Origin of the sequence: Pacificibacter sp., assembly GCF_039769035.1 — a bacterium.
Lineage (GTDB): Bacteria > Pseudomonadota > Alphaproteobacteria > Rhodobacterales > Rhodobacteraceae > Celeribacter.
Genome location: NZ_JBDMZG010000190.1, coordinates 24,410 through 43,149, shown reverse-complemented (window position 1 = coordinate 43,149; position 18,740 = coordinate 24,410). Strand labels below are relative to the sequence as shown.

The 18,740-nt window shown below is 53.5% G+C and carries 17 protein-coding genes and 1 pseudogene; 11 read left to right on the top strand and 7 right to left on the bottom strand.

Translation table 11 applies throughout. The features are described 5' to 3' along the window. From ABF287_RS15560 to dapE, 4 genes and pseudogenes are all read right to left on the bottom strand, one after another. A pseudogene (locus ABF287_RS15560) lies at positions 1-821 on the bottom strand (ribonuclease R); the annotation flags it as partial. Between the two features lie 38 nt (positions 822-859). Beyond that, positions 860-1,441: a TIGR04282 family arsenosugar biosynthesis glycosyltransferase gene (locus ABF287_RS15555; RefSeq protein ID WP_347185914.1), complete on the bottom strand. Its 582-nt coding sequence runs from the start codon at positions 1,439-1,441 to the stop codon at positions 860-862. Between the two features lie 17 nt (positions 1,442-1,458). After that, positions 1,459-1,884 carry a GNAT family N-acetyltransferase gene (locus tag ABF287_RS15550; RefSeq protein ID WP_347185913.1) on the bottom strand — a complete coding sequence of 142 codons (426 nt, stop codon included), beginning with the start codon at positions 1,882-1,884 and terminating at the stop codon, positions 1,459-1,461. After that, positions 1,881-3,023, bottom strand: a complete 1,143-nt coding sequence (gene dapE / locus ABF287_RS15545) for a succinyl-diaminopimelate desuccinylase (protein ID WP_347185912.1) — start codon at positions 3,021-3,023, stop codon at positions 1,881-1,883. Before dapE ends, ABF287_RS15550 begins: the two co-directional genes overlap by 4 nt. 307 nt (positions 3,024-3,330) lie before the next feature. On the opposite strand from dapE, the gene ABF287_RS15540 reads away from it, so the two are divergent. Then, complete coding sequence (locus ABF287_RS15540) at positions 3,331-4,386, top strand: transporter substrate-binding domain-containing protein (protein WP_347185911.1); 1,056 nt, start codon at positions 3,331-3,333, stop codon at positions 4,384-4,386. On the opposite strand, the gene ABF287_RS15535 is transcribed toward ABF287_RS15540, so the two are convergent. Together ABF287_RS15535 and dapD are read right to left on the bottom strand one after the other, a co-directional pair. Next, positions 4,387-4,737 (bottom strand): hypothetical protein, encoded by a 351-nt coding sequence (locus ABF287_RS15535; protein WP_347185910.1) that lies wholly within the window; start codon positions 4,735-4,737, stop codon positions 4,387-4,389. 67 nt (positions 4,738-4,804) lie between these two features. Continuing rightward, a complete protein-coding gene (gene dapD / locus ABF287_RS15530; RefSeq protein WP_347185909.1) occupies positions 4,805-5,632 on the bottom strand; it encodes a 2,3,4,5-tetrahydropyridine-2,6-dicarboxylate N-succinyltransferase in 828 nt (275 codons plus the stop codon). A 137-nt stretch (positions 5,633-5,769) separates the two neighbouring features. Between dapD and ABF287_RS15525 the strand changes: the two genes are divergently transcribed. Further along, complete coding sequence (locus ABF287_RS15525) at positions 5,770-6,636, top strand: TIGR00730 family Rossman fold protein (RefSeq protein ID WP_347185908.1); 867 nt, start codon at positions 5,770-5,772, stop codon at positions 6,634-6,636. 218 nt (positions 6,637-6,854) lie between these two features. Continuing rightward, the gene (gene leuB / locus ABF287_RS15520; RefSeq protein ID WP_347185907.1) at positions 6,855-7,958 is read left to right on the top strand and encodes a 3-isopropylmalate dehydrogenase; all 1,104 of its coding nucleotides are present in this window, start codon (positions 6,855-6,857) and stop codon (positions 7,956-7,958) included. Between the two features lie 57 nt (positions 7,959-8,015). On the opposite strand, the gene ABF287_RS15515 is transcribed toward leuB, so the two are convergent. Next, positions 8,016-8,378, bottom strand: a complete 363-nt coding sequence (locus tag ABF287_RS15515) for a hypothetical protein (protein WP_347185906.1) — start codon at positions 8,376-8,378, stop codon at positions 8,016-8,018. Positions 8,379-8,422: 44 nt separating this feature from the next. On the opposite strand from ABF287_RS15515, the gene ABF287_RS15510 reads away from it, so the two are divergent. The 8 genes from ABF287_RS15510 to nirD all read left to right on the top strand — a co-directional run bounded on the left by ABF287_RS15510 (position 8,423) and on the right by nirD (position 18,553). Beyond that, positions 8,423-9,370, top strand: a complete 948-nt coding sequence (locus ABF287_RS15510) for a DMT family transporter (protein ID WP_347185905.1) — start codon at positions 8,423-8,425, stop codon at positions 9,368-9,370. A gap of 167 nt (positions 9,371-9,537) precedes the next feature. Continuing rightward, positions 9,538-10,014: a formate dehydrogenase subunit gamma gene (locus ABF287_RS15505; protein ID WP_347185904.1), complete on the top strand. Its 477-nt coding sequence runs from the start codon at positions 9,538-9,540 to the stop codon at positions 10,012-10,014. Next, the gene (locus tag ABF287_RS15500; RefSeq protein WP_347185903.1) at positions 10,011-11,528 is read left to right on the top strand and encodes an NADH-quinone oxidoreductase subunit NuoF; all 1,518 of its coding nucleotides are present in this window, start codon (positions 10,011-10,013) and stop codon (positions 11,526-11,528) included. Before ABF287_RS15505 ends, ABF287_RS15500 begins: the two co-directional genes overlap by 4 nt. Continuing rightward, the gene (fdhF, locus tag ABF287_RS15495) at positions 11,525-14,431 is read left to right on the top strand and encodes a formate dehydrogenase subunit alpha (RefSeq protein WP_347185902.1); all 2,907 of its coding nucleotides are present in this window, start codon (positions 11,525-11,527) and stop codon (positions 14,429-14,431) included. The genes ABF287_RS15500 and fdhF overlap by 4 nt, the downstream gene beginning before the upstream one ends. 4 nt (positions 14,432-14,435) lie before the next feature. Further along, the gene (fdhD, locus tag ABF287_RS15490) at positions 14,436-15,215 is read left to right on the top strand and encodes a formate dehydrogenase accessory sulfurtransferase FdhD (protein ID WP_347185901.1); all 780 of its coding nucleotides are present in this window, start codon (positions 14,436-14,438) and stop codon (positions 15,213-15,215) included. Beyond that, on the top strand, positions 15,205-15,408 hold the full coding sequence (locus ABF287_RS15485; RefSeq protein ID WP_347185900.1) for a formate dehydrogenase subunit delta: 204 nt from the start codon (positions 15,205-15,207) through the stop codon (positions 15,406-15,408). The genes fdhD and ABF287_RS15485 overlap by 11 nt, the downstream gene beginning before the upstream one ends. A gap of 377 nt (positions 15,409-15,785) precedes the next feature. Further along, positions 15,786-18,236 carry a nitrite reductase large subunit NirB gene (gene nirB, locus ABF287_RS15480; RefSeq protein ID WP_347185899.1) on the top strand — a complete coding sequence of 817 codons (2,451 nt, stop codon included), beginning with the start codon at positions 15,786-15,788 and terminating at the stop codon, positions 18,234-18,236. Beyond that, a complete protein-coding gene (gene nirD / locus ABF287_RS15475; protein WP_347185898.1) occupies positions 18,233-18,553 on the top strand; it encodes a nitrite reductase small subunit NirD in 321 nt (106 codons plus the stop codon). The genes nirB and nirD overlap by 4 nt, the downstream gene beginning before the upstream one ends. Positions 18,554-18,740: the final 187 nt, after the last annotated feature.

The following is an 18,740-nucleotide window of genomic DNA, read 5'->3' as shown; positions in this document are numbered from 1 at the left end:
GCCCAAATCGCGTCATCGTGATCTCGGGCATCATGCGGATCAATAGTGACAAGCGGGACATCACGCATATCCTCGCGGCCTTTTCCGGTCGCGGGTTTGGCCGCATCAGCCATCGCAATGACATCGTCAGGAAACGCGTCAGGAATGTTGTGTTGGTGGATCGCAATCAAAGACACCGCGCGGGGCGCAGTTGGGTCGCCTAAAACGGCGACAATCCGTGCGCGCGGCAAACCCATGCGGGTTTTGGGCCCAGACTGTTCCGCCTCGACAAGCTCGCCGTCTTCAGCGCCATTGCTTTGACCCGCGCCAACCAGCCATTCTTTGCCAGCCCCTTTGTCGATCGGGACAACACGGCCGCCTTCGGCATTGGCACGAAAAATCCCCAAGATTTTCTCAGGGTTGGAACCGATCTTGCGGATCATGCGTGCGACATAAGCGTGATCTTCGCCGTGGACGGACTGAAGTTTGGCCAAAATTCGCTCGCCAGCCCCCAGCGCTGCTTCACCAGCTTTTTGAACCATCAAAATCCGAGGTTCAGAGCCAGAGCCAGTCCATTCCAATGGGCGCGCAAATAGATCGCCATCCGCGTCAGGAGCCAAGATTTGCACAACGGAAATCGGTGGCAATTTGTCAGGGTCGCGATAGGTCTTGGTGCGCTTGGTCAAATGACCCTCGCTTTCAAGCTCTTTCAGGATGCGCTTCAGGTCGATCCGAGCAGCCCCTTTGATGCCAAAGGCTTTGGCGATATCGCGCTTGGCGGCTTTGGTCGGGTGCTCTGTGATCCAGTCAAGGATCGCCTGTTTTGTCGGGATTTTGTTCATATCACGAATCTACCATGCCCCGAGGCGCTTCACCACACTCAAAGAGCACCGCGCGCCTGTGCATTTAAGCGTGTCAGGTCCTCAAGCGTGTCGACATCGCTCAGTGTGTTTATCTCAGCCCAATTGAGGTCTTTGGCACTGCTCTGCGTGTCTTTGCGAGCACATGGTGTGGACCAGCGGACACCCTTGAACAGTGTCGCCGGCGCGTGTCTGCCGTGACGCATGCCAATCAACCAATAGCCGCCATCATCAGAGGGACCAATCACGCCGCGATGCGACCCAAGTGCGGCAAAAGCCGAGGCGATGTGTTGCGGGCGAATGTTGGGAATATCCGCGCCAATGATGCAGGTTTTGGTCGAAGGCGACGCGCGCAAAAGTCGGCCCATGCGGGCGCCCAAGTCTCCGCGACCTTGTGGCAGCCGTTCTAGATGCGCAGGCCAAAACCGGCTTGTCATCCCTGCGTGGTCTGGCGACACCGCCAAGACGAGATCCCAACGAGGGTCTTCCAACCGATGAATTGTATCGAGCGCTTGTTTGCGAAACCAATGGGCGGCTTGGACCATACCCAGATCGCGCCCAAGGCGCGTTTTTACACGCCCTGGAATGGGTTCTTTGACCATGATGATCAGCCGTGGCTTCACAGGGGCAAAACCATGTCGTGATGCGGAATGCCGCCATCCATGTATTCACCACCCTGCACGGTAAAACCGAACCGCTCGTAGAATTTTATCGCATGGTTTTGCGACCCAAGTTTGGCTTGTTTGATGTGTGGCCGTGCAGACAATTCTGCGATGCAGGCCTCGATGAGTTTTACGCCAAGCCCCGTGCCGCGTTGAGCCTTTGCGACGCAAACTCGACCGATTTTGCCTGTGTCACCAACCTCATAGATGCGTGCGGTTCCAACGGGATTTTGGTCTTGGTCCCGCGCAATGAAATGCACGCTTTGGTCATCAAGGTCATCGACCTCTTCCTCAGCAGGCACGTTTTGCTCTTCCACAAAAACAGCAAGGCGAAGCGCGAGGCATTCGGAAAAATCAGATGTTTTCTCGATCGTGACCGTCATGCAAAATAGTCCCTAATCAAACGCGAATAGATGTTCTTCAGCGTTTGAATTTGCTCAACCGGAACGCGTTCGTCGACTTGGTGCATTGTTTTGCCAACTAAACCAACCTCAACCACAGGGCAGTGGTTTTTGACAAATCGCGCGTCCGAGGTGCCACCCGAAGTTGACAGTTCAGGCGTCACGCCTGTTTCCGCTGCAACTGAATTGGCCACAAGATCGACGAACGCCCCCGGAGGTGTCACAAAGCTGTCGCCGGTGACTTTGGTTTCAACAGTGATCGAAACGCCGGTTTCTTCACTCATCTTTTGGGCTTTTGCCTCGAACCAAGCGATCAAGTCGTGCGTCTCATGTGCGTCGTTGAAGCGAATATTCACTGTGGCTTTGCACTCTGCCGGAATGACATTTGTGGCAGGGTTGCCTGTGTCAAACGTCGTCACTGCCAATGTGGACGGGTCAAAATGTGCGGTGCCTTCGTCAAGCGTATGACGCGCCAGTTGATCAATCAGGCGTGCCATGGCGGGCACTGGGTTGTTGGCGCGGTGCGGATAGGCTGCGTGTCCTTGTTTGCCATGCGCTGTGAAAAAGCCCGTCAGCGATCCGCGGCGACCGATCTTCATCATGTCACCCATCGTGTCCAAGCTTGTCGGCTCGCCCACGATACAATCGGTCATGCTTTCGTTGTTTGCATGCATCCAATCCAGCAAAGCGGTCGTGCCGTCCAGCGCGTCCCCTTCTTCGTCACCTGTAATGGCAATGACGATTGCGCCTTGGGGCGGTGTTTGGATGACAAAATCCACAGCGGCTGCAACAAAAGCTGCGACGCCAGACTTCATATCTGTCGCGCCACGACCCCACAAAATGCCGTCTTCGATCTCGCCACCAAAAGGGTCTTTGGTCCAAGCCGCTGCGTCGCCAATAGGAACAACATCAGTATGACCGTTGAAGCCAAGCGACTTGTTTGCGCCTTTTTCGCCCCAGCGCGCGAAAAGGTTGGGTGTGCCATTGCGGTCGACACGCGTACAAACGAAACCCGCCTCAGACAACATGTCTTCGAGTAGCACAAGCGCGCCGGCTTCCGCAGGTGTTACTGACGGACAACGGATTAGGGCTGCGGTGAGGTCTACTGGATCTATCGTCATTTATTCACTCCTGTTGCGTCATGGTTAGCGCGCCAATTGCGGCTGGGCAATGCGCGCAAGCCAATGCAGGGTCAAACACCTTCATAAAACCCCGAAAACCGCCAAATCTTGATGCGAAAAAATGGGCAGCCAAAATTCCAGTGCTCAAATACGAACAGTGCGAATTGCGGATGCATGACATTTAGGCACCACTTCGTTGGATTGCGACCCTACAGTCAGCAATAACAGACGTTTACGTTGGATCTTCGGAGAGTCCGATTGCCAAAAGCGGTCCCAATATGGCATATCCATTACGTTGGGGGACGAAATGAAACATTACTTAGCGGTAGCTGTGGCGCTTTGCGTTTGCTTTTTGACGATCAGCAGTGCGCGTGCCGAAAACTTATCGATAACGACCGTGACTCGCGCGCCGTTTTCGATGATTGAAAATGGCAAAGACACTGGGTTTTCGATCGATCTATTCGATGAAATCGCAAAAAATCTTGGTTGGACCTATTCTATCGATCGCCAGGACAACTTCAGCGACATGCTTGCGGCTGTCGAGAGCGGTCAAGCGGATGCTGCTGTTGCCAATATTTCGATCACTGCGCGTCGCGAAGCTGTTATGGATTTCTCTCAACCAATCTTCGGCTCTGGTTTGCAAATTATGACGCATTCCGATCCAAACACAGGGTCGATTTTTTCAATTTTGCTGTCGAAAGACTTGGTTCTCGCTATTTTTGGCGCCTTCGCGCTGTTGCTGGGGGGCGGTATGCTCATGTGGCATTTCGAACGCCGGCACCAAGAATACTTTGCCCTGAATGCGCGTGAAGCGATGTTCCCAGCCTTTTGGTGGGCCCTGAATTTGATCGTCAATGGCGGGTTCGAAGAGCGTCAGCCCCGCTCTCCTATGGGCCGATTGTTCGGTGTTTTTCTCGTCATCTCGTCGTTGTTCTTCGTGTCGCTTTTTGTCGCAAAAATCACAGCGGCGATGACGGTTGGCGCGATCCAAGCCAATGTGAGCGACATCAACGATCTATATGGCAAAAATGTCGGCACGATTTCGCGGTCGACCTCAGCGAATTTTCTTGATGCGCGTGACATTGCGTATTTCGAATACGGCGACGTCACCAGCATGATCGATGCATTTGAAAGTGAACAAATCGACGCGGTTGTGTTCGATGCACCCATTCTTGCCTATTACGTGAACTCCCAGCGCGACCAAAATGCGCGTTTGATCGGGAAGGTCTTTTTGGCAGAGAACTACGGCATAGCGCTGCAGTCAAATTCGCCTTTGGCAGAACAAATCAATCACAGCCTTTTAGAGCTGCGTGAAGACGGAACTTACGACCGTATCTACAAAAAATGGTTCGGTAGCAGGTAGTTATTCGTCGCGTGGAGTGTCGCCGAAAAACGGTGTCATTTGTGCAACCACGACAGAGTTTTCGTCCAACGCGCGCTGCATCAAAGCGATTTCGTCGTCTGAGATGTCATGCCCTTCGGCCAGACGTTCTTCCAAAGTGCCGTAGCCCGTGACATCAAGTGGTGCGAGATCAGCTTGTTTTAGAAGAGCAACAGTTTCGCGCACAGCTTCGGCTTCATCAACACCTGAGGCATAGATCATGAGCGCGCCGCCCGTTGCGTTCTTGGGCAAGCCATCGTCTTCCTTACGACCAACTTCAACAAGCAGCGTGTAGGCCTTTTGGCGGGACGGTTTTTTCACTTTTTCGGTCATGACGATGCCTTTTGTAGCAATAGAAAACGCCCGCACAGATGGCGGGCGCATTCAAAATTGGTTTCGATTAGTCGCGCAGCAAATCGTTGATGCCCGTTTTGGAACGTGTTTTCGCATCAACGCGTTTCACGATCACAGCACAGTAAAGGTTAACGCCGTTTTTGGATGGCATGGAGCCGGCCACAACAACTGAGTATGGTGGCACTTCGCCGTAAGTCACTTCGCCTGTTTCGCGATCAACGATCTTGGTGGACTGGCCGATAAACACACCCATGCCCAAAACAGAGCCTTCGCGTACGATACAGCCCTCAACAACTTCAGAGCGTGCACCGATGAAGCAGTTGTCTTCGATGATGGTCGGGCCCGCTTGCATAGGCTCAAGAACACCACCGATACCAACGCCGCCAGACAGGTGCACGTTTTTGCCGATTTGCGCACAGGAACCAACAGTGGCCCAAGCGTCAACCATAGTGCCCTCATCAACATAGGCGCCCAAGTTCACGAAAGATGGCATCAAAACCGCACCCGGTGCGATGTAGGCAGATTTGCGCACAACACAGTTTGGAACAGCGCGGAAACCGGCTTCTTTCCATTCAGCAGCACCCCAGCCTTTGAACTTGCTGTCAACTTTGTCCCACCAGCCAGAGCCTTGTGGGCCGCCAGCGTGCTCTTCCATATCTTTGATTCGGAAGCCAAGCAGAACGGCTTTCTTCGCCCACTGGTTCACGTGCCAATCGCCGTTTTCCATTTTTTCTGCGACACGCAGTTTGCCGCTGTCTAGGGCTGCGAGTGTATCTTCAATAGCTTCGCGTGTTTCACCTGTGGTGGCGGACGTAATTGTGTCACGTGCCTCCCAAGCGGATTCAATGGCGGTTTCGAGTTGAGCGTTGGACATATTTGTCTCCCAAGTGGTCATGGAACATCTGTTGCAAGTGGCTATAGTCGCTTGGAGGCGTACACGCAACGCACAGCTGATTTGCGCCAACGAGTATTACGACCAAAATCACGATTGACCTTATTAAGGAACGCGAGATGTCCGAGCAAAGCGACACCAAACACATTCGACGCCACCCATTGCGCGACAGTCACGAAGACATCGAGAAATCGCGCGAAATTCCAGACACGCCACAAACGCGGTCGCCGGCCTATGCCTTGGCCTTTTCTGACGAAAATTTCATGTGTCGCGACGAGCTACGCCCCGTGCGTTTGCAGTTGGAATTGCTGAAACCTGAAATGATGATGGCCGAATACGGCGTCGAGAGCACAATTGTGCTGTTTGGCGGCGCTCGTATTCCAGAGCCTGCGAAAAAGGACACAGCGCGCACACAAACTTTGGCTGATTTGTCCAAATACTATGACGAGGCGCGCACATTTGCGCGGATCATGACCGAACGCGCCAAGGTGAATGGCCACCGCGAAGATGTGATTGTCACCGGTGGTGGGCCAGGTGTGATGGAAGCAGGCAATCGCGGTGCACAGGATGCAGGCGGTGTCTCCATCGGTCTCAACATTGTGTTGCCACATGAGCAAGCGCCCAACGAATATGTGACGCCAGATCTGTGTTTCAACTTCCACTACTTCGCGATTCGCAAAATGCACTTCTTGATGCGCGCAAAGGCGATCACCGTTTTCCCCGGTGGTTTTGGCACATTGGACGAAATGTTCGAAGCGTTGACGTTGATTCAAACAGGTCGGATGCAGCGCGTTCCGTTCTTGCTGTTTGGTCGCGCGTTCTGGGAAAAGATCATCAATTGGGACGCGTTGGCTGACGCCGGCACGATTTCCGCGGAAGATCTCGACCTGTTCAAATTCGTCGAGACCGCAGAAGAAGCTGTTCAAGCCATCGACCACTGGCAGGACGGAGATGAAAAACGTGGGTCATTGCCGGGGCGCGACTAACACGTCTCACTCGAAACAAACGTTTTGATTGCGCAAGGGTTACGGAGTCAGCGGTTCCGTTGCCCCTGCGCGGCATTGCACTGCCTGTTTGTGAGCGCGACACTGGCGTTTGGCATCTGCGATTCGCAGCATTTAATCGTGTTAAACATGCCATTCCTTGACGTTTGGGCGCGTGTCGGGTAGGCGAAGCCAACGCTTAAACACAAGGAAAACGCGATATGAGCACGCCATCTCTTCTAATTTTGCCCGGTGACGGTATTGGCCCCGAAGTGATGGCCGAAGTTGTCAAAGTCATTGATTGGTTTGGCGACAATCGCGGTCTCAAATTTGACGTGTCTCACGATCTTGTTGGCGGCGCTGCCTATGACGCACATGGCGCGCCTTTGTCCGACGAAACCATGGAAAAAGCGCAGTCTGTTGACGCAGTTTTGCTTGGTGCTGTTGGCGGTCCAAAATACGACGATCTCGACTTTTCCGTAAAGCCAGAGCGCGGCCTTTTGCGTCTGCGCAAAGAGATGGATCTCTTCGCCAACCTGCGTCCTGCGCAGTGTTTCGATGCTTTGGCTGACTTCTCATCTTTGAAAAAAGACATCGTTGCGGGCCTCGACATCATGATCGTGCGCGAATTGACGTCTGGCGTGTACTTTGGTGAGCCACGCGGCATTTTCACTGAAAACAACGAACGCGTAGGCATCAACACCCAGCGTTACACAGAAAGTGAAATCGAACGTGCCGCACGTGCCGCGTTTGAATTGGCGATGAAGCGCGACAAGCGTCTGTGTTCCATGGAAAAAGCCAATGTGATGGAATCTGGCATTTTGTGGCGCGACGTCGTCAATGAAGTAGCCGCCGACTACCCAGAAGTTGAAGTGTCTCACATGTACGCTGACAACGGCGCGATGCAGCTTGTGCGTGCGCCAAAGCAGTTCGACGTGATCGTCACCGACAACCTGTTCGGCGATATCTTGTCTGATTGTGCGGCGATGCTCACAGGATCGCTCGGCATGTTGCCATCTGCCTCTTTGGGTCTGCCAATGGCAAATGGTCGCCCGAAAGCGATGTACGAACCGGTACACGGCTCAGCCCCTGACATCGCAGGTCAAGGCAAAGCCAACCCAATCGCTTGTGTTTTGTCTTTCGCGATGGCGCTGCGCTACTCGTTTGATCAAGGCGAAGAAGCAACACGTTTGGAGCAGGCAATTGAAGCTGTTCTGGCTGGCGGTGCGCGCACTGCTGATTTGCTGGGTGAAGAAGGCGTGACAGCTGTTTCAACAACTGAAATGGGCGACAAAATCATCGAGGCGCTTACAGCAAGCCTGTAAGACATTCGAAATTATTATTGGCCGAGGCATTGGAAGCAGTGCCTCGGTTTTTTGTTGTCAGTCGAAGATGTCGAAAATGTCTTCGGCCACGTCAAACAACCGATGCGCCATAGATTTCTTTTTCTTGCGCGATCTATACCGATCTTTAGACTTTTCTTTGATATACGTCGGTTTTGTTTTACGCTTGCCTTGAACCGTAAACGGATCATTCACGTGGTCTTTTCGCAAAGACTTCATACGCCGCAATGGCGCACCACATGAGGTGCATTGCAATTCGTGCCTGACCTTGCCTGTGAGCGTCAAAATGGTCTTTGAGCCGCAATAGCAGCAAGTGGCGGATTTCGTTGCGTTCTTCATATCATGTATTTGGGGCGTCAGTGCTGTCTCGACAAGTGCAAAAAGTGCGGGTACCAAACCCATGATGCTGTAAGCTATAGCTAAGTATACTCTCGGAAGGGCTGCTCATGAATATCACTGGCGCATTTTACGCATTGTTCGCCTTCGCGGTCTTTGCGACCCATGACGCTGTGATCAAGTATTTGGGCGTGTCCTATTCGCCGTTCCAAATGATCTTTTTCTCGACGCTGTTTTCCTTCCCACTCGTCACATTTATGCTGATGCGTGACAAGACCTCTGGAAACTTGCGCCCTGTGCATCCTTGGTGGACAGCCTTGCGGACAGCGTGCTCGACGATCAATGCCATGGCGGCCTTCTACGCCTTTACGGTTTTGCCGCTCGCACAGGTGTATGCGATCCTCTTTGCGACACCGTTGTTGATCACCGTGTTGTCGATCCCCGTCTTGGGAGAAAAAGTTGGGCGCCATCGTTGGATCGCCGTGATCGTCGGCTTGATCGGGGTTGTCGTCGTATTGCGCCCTGGTGCGACCGAATTCACCTTGGGCCATATGGCTGCGCTGACCTGTGCGTTTGTTGGCGGGACAGCGTCGATTATCGTGCGAAAAGTCGGGCGAGAAGAGCGCACCGTCGTTTTGATGTTGTACCCGATGGTTTCGAACTTTGTGATTATGGGCGCTTTGATGATCTTTGCGTATCAACCAATGCCGCTTGCGGACATGGGGGGTATTGGCGCGTTGTCTTTGTTGGGCTTCACGGGCGGTATCTTCCTTATCATTGCTTATAAGGCATCAGAGGCCGCCATCGTCGCGCCGATGCAGTACTCGCAGATCATTTGGGCGACCTTGTTCGGGGCGCTATTCTTTGGAGAAAGCATCGACTTACCGACGATCATTGGGGCTGGCATCATTATCGCGTCGGGTCTGTATATCGTGTTCCGTGAATCGCAAAGCGGCAACTCTGAAAACACGCCAGTTTTGCGCACGCGGTCGCGCGCATCCTCTGCAGCGTCGTTCCGTATCTCGCCATTCTTGCGCCGTGCGAAGCGCGAAGATTGAGACCTGCCGCTGGCTTCTTTCGGTTGCGTAAAAATGTCACTTTGCAAGGTTGCTCAGCTGGCATGAGGTAGTTGTGTGTTTTTGCGCAGGGCGAAATTGGCGTTTCACTCTTGATGTCTCAGCGCGCGCCATGCTCAATTGGCTAAACGCTTGCAAGAGGATCCGCTATGACGCGACCATATCAGACCCCAGATGACGCAGACATTAGGGCGATTATTGACGCGCACCTTGCGCTGGAAGGTCCGCTTTTACCGATCTTGCACGGGCTACAAAAGGCGTTTGATCATGTGCCGCAGGCGGCAATCGATTTGATCGCTGACGCACTTAATATCAGTGGCGCCGAAGTGCATGGTGTGCAGTCTTTCTATCACGATTTCAAGGATGCTCCCTCTGGTCACCACGTCATCAAGATTTGTCGCGCAGAAGCCTGTCAGGCTGTTGGGGCCAATGCCCTTGCCGATACCACTTTGGCAAAACTCGGCGTTGCTTGGCACGGGACAACGGCGAATGGCGCCGTGACAATTGAACCCGTGTATTGCTTGGGGCTGTGCGCCTGTGGTCCAGCGGTCATGATCGACGATAAAGTTATCGGACGGGTCGATGCAGAGCGCATGGATCAAATCATCAGTGAGGCAGGCGCATGAAGATTTACGTTCCACTGGACAGCGCCGCAAAAGCTTTGGGGGCTGATGATGTGGCTGAGGCCATCACATCTGAGGCACAAAAGCTTGGTTTAGACATTGAATTGATCCGCAATGGATCGCACGGCATGATCTGGCTTGAGCCTTTGGTCGAGGTCGACACAGGCGAGGGGCGCAAAGCTTTTGGGCCTGTTTCAACAGATGATGTTTCCGCACTTTTGGATGGCACATTGACGTCTTTAGGACGTGTCGAAGATATCCCGTTTTTCGCCAAACAAACGCGGCTGACCTTTGCACGCTGTGGCGTGATCGATCCTTTGAGCTTGGACGATTATGCGTCGAATGGTGGACTTTCGGGTCTAAAACGCGCCCTGACCATGACGGGCGCTGAGATCGTTTCTGAAGTGACAGACTCCGGCTTGCGTGGACGTGGTGGCGCGGGTTTCCCTACGGGGATCAAGTGGAACACGGTTGCCGGCGCTCAGGCCGATCAAAAGTACATCGTTTGCAACGCGGACGAGGGCGACAGCGGCACATTTGCCGACCGCATGCTGATGGAAGGCGATCCTTTTTGTCTGATCGAAGGCATGATCATCGCTGGCCTCGCGGTCGGTGCCACAAAGGGCTACATCTACCTGCGTTCTGAATATCCTGATGCGATTGATGTGATGAACAAGGCGATCTCAATCGCTTTTGCACAAAGTCTTTTGGGTCAAAATGTGCTGGAATCGGATTACATTTTTGATCTGGAAGTGCGCGTTGGTGCGGGGGCATATGTCTGCGGTGAAGAGACCTCTTTGCTCAATTCGCTGGAGGGCAAGCGCGGTGTTGTTCGGGCAAAACCTCCGCTGCCTGCACTGGAAGGTCTGTTTGGCAAACCCACTGTTGTGAACAATGTCTTGTCCTTGGCAACTGTTCCGGTGATCTTTGAAAAAGGTGCTGCATTTTACCAAAACTTCGGCATTGGTCGGTCGCGGGGCACCACGCCGTTGCAGATCGCTGGCAATGTCGCACAGGGCGGTTTGTTTGAAGCGCCCTTTGGCATTCCTTTGGGCGATTTGGTCAATGACATTTGTGGCGGCACGGCCTCTGGCAAACCGGTCAAAGCGGTGCAAGTCGGCGGGCCTCTCGGGGCCTATATGCCGCCTGAGAAATTCGACACATTGATTGGCTATGAAGAATTCGACGCAGCAGGTGGCTTAATTGGGCACGCGGGCGTTGTTGTGTTCGATGAGACCGCAGACATGCTGTCGATGGCGCGCTTTGCGATGGAGTTTTGCGCGGTGGAAAGCTGCGGGAAATGCACGCCATGCCGCATCGGTGCGGTGCGCGGCGTCGAGACTATCGACCGCATCGCTGAAGGTGACGAGGCAGCGAAAGAGCTTTTGACTGATCTTTGTGATACCATGCGAGACGGATCGCTCTGCGCTTTGGGTGGGTTCACGCCCTATCCGGTGATGTCCGCGCTGACGCATTTTCCAGATGACTTCGAGTGCAAAGCGGAGGCCGCAGAATGAAAGATTTTGTAATCCCTTGGGACGCTGTGGACAGCAACGGTATTCAAGATGACCGCGACATGGGGACGCCCGCCAAAACCGGTGCGCCCGTCACGCTGAGCATCGATGGATTTGATATCACTGTGCCCGAAGGCACCTCTGTGATGCGCGCCGCTGCTGAGGCGGGCGTGACGATCCCAAAACTCTGTGCCTCAGACAACTTGGAAGCCTTCGGGTCCTGCCGTTTGTGTTCGGTGGAAATCGAAGGGCGGCGTGGCCTGCCTGCGTCCTGTACAACGCCAGTTGCTGAGGGCATGGTCGTTCAAACCCAGACCGCCAAAGTGCAAAGACTGCGCAAGGGCGTGATGGAGCTTTATATCTCTGACCATCCGCTTGATTGCTTGACCTGTGCCGCCAACGGCGATTGCGAATTGCAAGATATGGCGGGGGTCGTTGGCCTTCGTGATGTGCGTTATGACGCCAAGGAAACCCATTTCGCCACCCGCACCGCCACGGGGCCGAACCCGAAATACATGCCCAAGGATGAAAGCAATCCGTATTTCACCTATGAGCCCTCCAAATGTATCGCCTGTTCGCGTTGCGTGCGCGCCTGCGAAGAGGTCCAAGGCACTTTTGCTTTGACCATGGAGGGGCGTGGCTTTGACAGTCGTATTTCTGCTGGCACGAAACTGGATGATTTCATGTCGTCCGATTGTGTCAGCTGTGGCGCCTGTGTGCAGGCATGTCCGACAGCGACGCTGCAAGAAAAGTCGGTGATCGAGCTTGGTACGCCGACGAAATCTGTGGTTACGACTTGTGCCTATTGTGGGGTCGGCTGTTCGTTCAAAGCGGAAATGAACGGCGACACTTTGGTGCGCATGGTGCCCTATAAAAACGGCAAGGCGAACCGTGGGCATTCTTGTGTCAAAGGGCGGTTTGCCTATGGCTATGCCAGCCACAGCGACCGCATTTTGTCGCCCATGATTCGCGACAGTATCGATGAGCCATGGCGCGAAGTGTCATGGGACGAAGCAATGGGGTTTGCCGCGAAAAAGATGCATGGCTTGCAAGAGACTTACGGGCAAAAATCCATTGGCGTGATCACATCGAGCCGCTGCACCAACGAAGAAACCTATCTGGTGCAAAAGCTGGCCCGCGCTGTCTTTGGCAATAACAACACCGACACTTGCGCGCGCGTGTGTCATTCGCCCACAGGGTACGGCTTGGGTCAGACTTTTGGCACATCCGCAGGCACGCAAGATTTCGACAGTGTCGAACACAGCGATGTTGTGATCGTAATCGGGGCCAATCCGACAGATGGTCACCCTGTGTTTGCATCGCGGTTGAAAAAGCGCCTGCGCCAAGGGGCTAAGCTGATCGTCATCGATCCACGTCGCATTGATTTGGTGAAGTCAGCGCATATTGAGGCAGCACATCATTTGCCTCTGCGCCCGGGCACAAACGTGGCTGTGGTAACGGCTTTGGCCCATGTGATCGTGACTGAGGGCTTGATGGATGAGGACTACATTCGCACCCGTTGCGATTGGGATGAATTCCTCGATTACGCTGCTTTTGTCTCTGATCCCAAGAATAGCCCAGAGGGCACAGCGCTTTTGACAGGCGTCAATGCGGGCGAACTGCGTGCCGCTGCGCGTTTGTTCGCCAAGGGTGGCAATGGCGCGATTTACTATGGTCTTGGGGTGACAGAACACAGCCAAGGGTCGACAACCGTTATGGGCATTGCCAACCTTGCAATGCTGACTGGAAATATCGGTCGCAAAGGTGTGGGCGTGAACCCCTTGCGTGGTCAAAACAACGTTCAGGGTGCCTGTGACATGGGGTCGTTCCCGCATGAACTGCCGGGTTATCGCCATGTGAAAAACACAGATGCGCGTGATGTGTTTGAAAACCTATGGAACGTCAAAATCGACCCTGAAGCAGGGCTTCGCATCCCAAATATGCTCGATGCGGCTGTCGATGGAACCTTTAAAGGTCTCTACTGTCAGGGCGAAGATATTTTGCAATCTGACCCTGATACCAAACATGTCGCAGCTGGTTTGGCCGCGATGGAATGCGTGATCGTGCATGATCTGTTCTTGAATGAGACCGCCAATTACGCCCATGTGTTTTTGCCTGGATCGACCTTCTTGGAAAAAGACGGGACGTTCACCAACGCTGAGCGCCGCATCAATCGCGTGCGCAAAGTCATGGCGCCGCGCAATGGCTATGGCGATTGGGAAGTGACCCAAATGTTGGCCAATGCCATGGGCGCGGACTGGAATTACACGCACCCAAGCGAGATCATGGATGAGATCGCGATGACGACGCCGTCTTTTGCGGGCGTGAATTACCAGTTGCTCGAAGACAAAGGATCGGTGCAATGGCCGTGCAACGAGGATAGCCCCGATGGCATGCCTTTGATGCATGTTGATGGGTTTATGCGGGGCAAAGGCCGCTTGATGGTGACTGAATATATCGCCACGGATGAACGCACTGGGCCTCGATTCCCGTTGCTTTTGACCACCGGTCGCATTTTGTCGCAATACAATGTCGGCGCACAAACGCGGCGCACTGAGAACGTGGAATGGCACAAAGAAGATGTGCTTGAGGTGCACCCACATGATGCAGAAGTACGTGGTATTTCAGAAGGCGACTGGGTGCGACTGACATCGCGGGCTGGCGAGACATCTTTGCGGGTCACTCTTACTGATCGGGTGAGCACAGGCGTGGTCTATACGACGTTCCACCACCCCGACACGCAGGCCAATGTCATCACGACGGATTATTCGGATTGGGCGACAAATTGTCCTGAGTATAAAGTCACCGCGGTGCAGGTAAGCCTGTCGAATGGTCCAAGCGATTGGCAGGAAGACTATGCGTCTCAAGCCGCGAAATCGCGCCGTATCGTGCCGGCTGCCGAGTAGGGTGGTGACACCGTTTCGACATATATCTGGGCGTGATCTGGCCGAGGAAACGCCTGTCGCGATCAGTTTTAATGGCACGACGCAGGCCGTGATGATGGCTTCTCCGCAAGACCTGAAGGACTTTGCCTATGGCTTTGCGTTGAGCGAAGGTTTTGTGTCTGAGATTGCGCAGATCGAACGGTTTGAAATTGTGACGCATGACAAAGGCGTTGAGGCTCAGCTGTGGCTGAGTGCGAAAAAAGCAGAAGCGCTTGCTGCGCGTCGTCGTAAAATGGCGGGGCCAGTGGGTTGCGGATTGTGCGGCATTGATAGCCTTCATGAAGCGATGCGCGCGTTGCCGAGTTTAAATTCTGTGACCTCTGATCTTGAACAAAGCGATCTTGCCACGGCCAGCGATCACTTGCGCAGTCAACAGCCGCTTCACGATCAAACCCGTGCGGTTCACGCCGCAGGTTTTCTTGTGGCTGGCAAAGGTATCGTGATGGCGCGCGAAGATGTCGGTCGGCACAACGCGCTTGATAAATTGATCGGTGCCTTGATGCGCGCTGGGCGTGATCCTGCGACGGGCGCCTTTGTGATCACCAGTCGGGCCTCTATGGATATGGTGCAAAAAACGGCAATGGCGAGGTGTTCCACCTTGATTGCTGTATCCGCGCCCACTGCATTGGCCGTGGATGTGGCCACAGAGGCAGGTGTGACGTTGGTCGCTTATGCGCGCTCTCCCGAATTTGAAATCTTCTCACATCCCAACCGTATTGAGGCAGGACCTAAAAATGTCACCTGAAACGATGATCCGTATGGCCAATCAGATCGCTGCGTTTTTCAAAACCCAGCCCAAAATTGATCAAGCACAAGGTGTTGCCGATCATATTTCGGATTTTTGGGAGCCTCGCATGAAAGCGCAACTGGTGGCATTTGTCGCCGATGGCGGTGCTGGTTTGGATGATCTTGTGATTGAGGCCAGCCGACGGCTATGACTTAGCTACAGGGAATCACAGCCGTTGGCGTGCGGCGGGTGATGCCTTTTGCCAAGTACATATCGAGACACTTTTTGGTCATTTATGGAAATTACTGCGTAATTTTTGCGCAGTTTAAAAACTTTACCTGAAAGTCGCCTCAAATTCGCAACTGTATAAAGCGGTGCACTTGAACCGTTCTGCATCTAGGCGCATTGCTTTGTTAAGTCGGGTAGAGATGCCCCGCCACAATGATGTGGCAGACATAGATATTTGCTCTCTTTGAGGGCGCAGCAACGGCGCTGCACGTGACCTTTCACAAGGTCAGGGATGCGGTGCCGAGTTTGTCAAACACCCCCGTGTTCCAGCGTGCAAAAGCCGAAATGGGACACGAGTACATGACACAAAAACTCAAACTTGTAGTGGTCGGAAACGGCATGGCACCGGGTCGGATGTTGGAGCATCTGTTCGAGGCGGGCGACGCCTATGAGGTGACGATTTTCAACGCCGAACCGCGTGTGAACTATGACCGTATTATGCTTTCTCCAGTTTTGTCCGGCGAAAAGACTTACGAAGATATCATTATCCATTCAGACGATTGGTACGCTGAAAATGGCGTGACGTTGCACCGTGGTGAGAAGGTGACAAAGATCGACCGTGAGGCAAAAACGGTCACGTCTGAAGGCGGCATCGTCGCTGAGTATGACAAGCTGGTGATCGCAACAGGGTCGAACCCGTTCATTATTCCTGTCCCCGGTCACGAGCTTGATGGCGTATTGGCTTACCGCGATTTGGACGACACGCAAGGCATGGTTGATGCGGCTAAAAAAGGTGGCAACGCAGTTGTCATCGGCGGCGGTTTGCTGGGACTTGAGGCCGCAGCTGGTCTGAAAATGCAAGGCATGGACGTGACTGTCATTCACTTGATGCCGTCCCTGATGGAGCGTCAGCTGGACCCTGCTGCGGGTTTCTTGCTGAAACGCGAATTGGAAAGCCGTGGCATTGAGGTTTTGTGCGAAGCCAACACCAAACAGATTTTGGGCACCGATAAGGTTGAAGGCGTTGAGCTGGCCGATGGTCGGGTGATCGATGCTTCTCTTGTGGTGATGGCCGTTGGTATTCGTCCCAACACGCAACTGGCTGTTGATGCAGGTTTGGAAGTCGGTCGTGGCATCGTCACGGATTCTACGCTGCGCACCTCTGATCCGAATATCTATTCCGTTGGTGAATGTGTTGAAGTGGGCGGTATGGTTTACGGCCTCGTTGCGCCTTTGTACCAAATGGCGCGCGTGATTGCGGCGCATTTGTCAGGCCCAAGTGACGCCGAATTCAAACACACTGAAACCCCAACCAAGCTGAAAGTCACAGGCTGTGATCTCTATTCCGTTGGTGATTTTGGCGAAGGCCCTGATCGCGAAGACATCGTTTTGCGCGATGCGATGCGTGGCACCTACAAGCGGGTCATTTTGAAAGACAACAAAGTGATCGGTGCGGTGTTGTACGGCGATGTCGCGGATGGCGGCTGGTACAACGAGATGCTGAAATCCGGCGAAGACATTTCAGAGATGCGTGAGACCTTGATCTTTGGTCAGGCGTTCCAAGGCGGCGGAGCGGTTGATCCATTGGCGGCTGTCGCAAACATGTCGGATGACGCAGAAATCTGTGGTTGTAACGGCATCACCAAAGGCCAAATCGTGGCCGCGATCAACGACAAAGGTTTGGGCACCTTGGCCGAAGTGCGCGCCCACACAAAGGCGTCCGCTTCTTGTGGCACCTGTACGGGACTGGTCGAAAATGTCATGGGGCTCACCCTAGGCGATACTTTTGTGATCCCAGAAGCCGAAGGCATGTGTGGTTGCACGACACACTCACACGGCGATGTGCGCCGCTTAATCAAAGCGAAAGAATTGAAGTCGATCCCTGCAGTGTTTCAGGAATTGGAATGGTCCACGCCTGAAGGCTGCGCCAAATGTCGTCCAGCGTTGAACTACTATTTGGTTTGCGATTGGCCCGGTGAATACATTGATGACATGCAGTCTCGTTTCATCAACGAACGTGTCCATGCCAACATTCAAAAAGATGGTACATATTCTGTCGTGCCACGTATGTTCGGTGGTCTCACGACCCCTGACGAACTGCGTGCGATTGCCGATGTTGCTGATAAATTCGACATACCAACTGTTAAAGTCACAGGCGGTCAGCGTATTGATTTGCTTGGTGTCAAAAAGGAAGATCTTGTCCCTGTTTGGAAGGATCTGAACGACGCAGGCATGATTTCTGGTGCTGCCTATGCGAAGGGTTTGCGCACCGTAAAGACCTGTGTTGGTAAGGAATGGTGTCGATTTGGCACGCAGGACTCAACGGGTCTTGGGGTCAAGTTGGAGCAACATTTGTGGGGCGCATGGGCCCCAGCCAAGTTGAAACTCGCCGTCTCAGGATGTCCGCGCAACTGTTCGGAAAGCACCTGTAAAGATATCGGGATTGTCTGCGTCGATAGTGGGTATGAGATCCTATATGGTGGCGCTGCTGGGTTGCATATTCAAGGCACCACAAAGCTGGGTGTTGTTCCAACAGAAGAAGATGTGATCGAAATTGTCGGTGCATTGACGCAGTATTACCGTGAAACAGGGTTCTATCTCGAGCGTATCTACAAATGGGCGGATCGTTTGGGATATGACCACATCAAGTCGGTGATCTACGACGATGCTGATGCGCGCAAAGCCTATGCTGAACGATTCGCATTCTCACAAAAATTCTCACAAGTCGACCCATGGGCGGAACGTGTTGCAGGCGCTGAGGCGCATGAATTCGCACCCATGGCTGACCTCAAATTGGAGGCAGCGGAATGAACATCCAAGCCAAAAACTGGGTCGAAGTTGGCCCAATTACAGACATTCCACGCCAAGGATCACGCTGTGTAAAAAACGGCGACATGACCATTGCGGTCTTTCGCACCACAGATGATCGCGTGTTCGCACTCGAAGATAAATGCCCGCACAAAAACGGCCCGCTCAGCCAAGGGATCGTACATGACGGATGCGTCACATGCCCTCTGCACAACTGGGTTATCTCGCTTGAAACCGGTGCTGCACAAGGCGCCGACGAAGGTCAGACGGCTTCGTTTCCTGTCAAGGTTGAGAATGGAATTATCCTCTTGGGCCTCTGATCCGCCTCATCGACAATTCTGATGTCCACCAAGGACACTCTTATTCGATCCAACATGGTGGGTGCCAGTGCTGGCAATATGGTATTCTGTCGCTTGCGGCTTTGAGCACCTAAGGGCGCTGACATCATGACGCATTAAAAAAGGCCCGCTTGTTGCGGGCCTTTTTAATATCTTGACTGTCGAAACG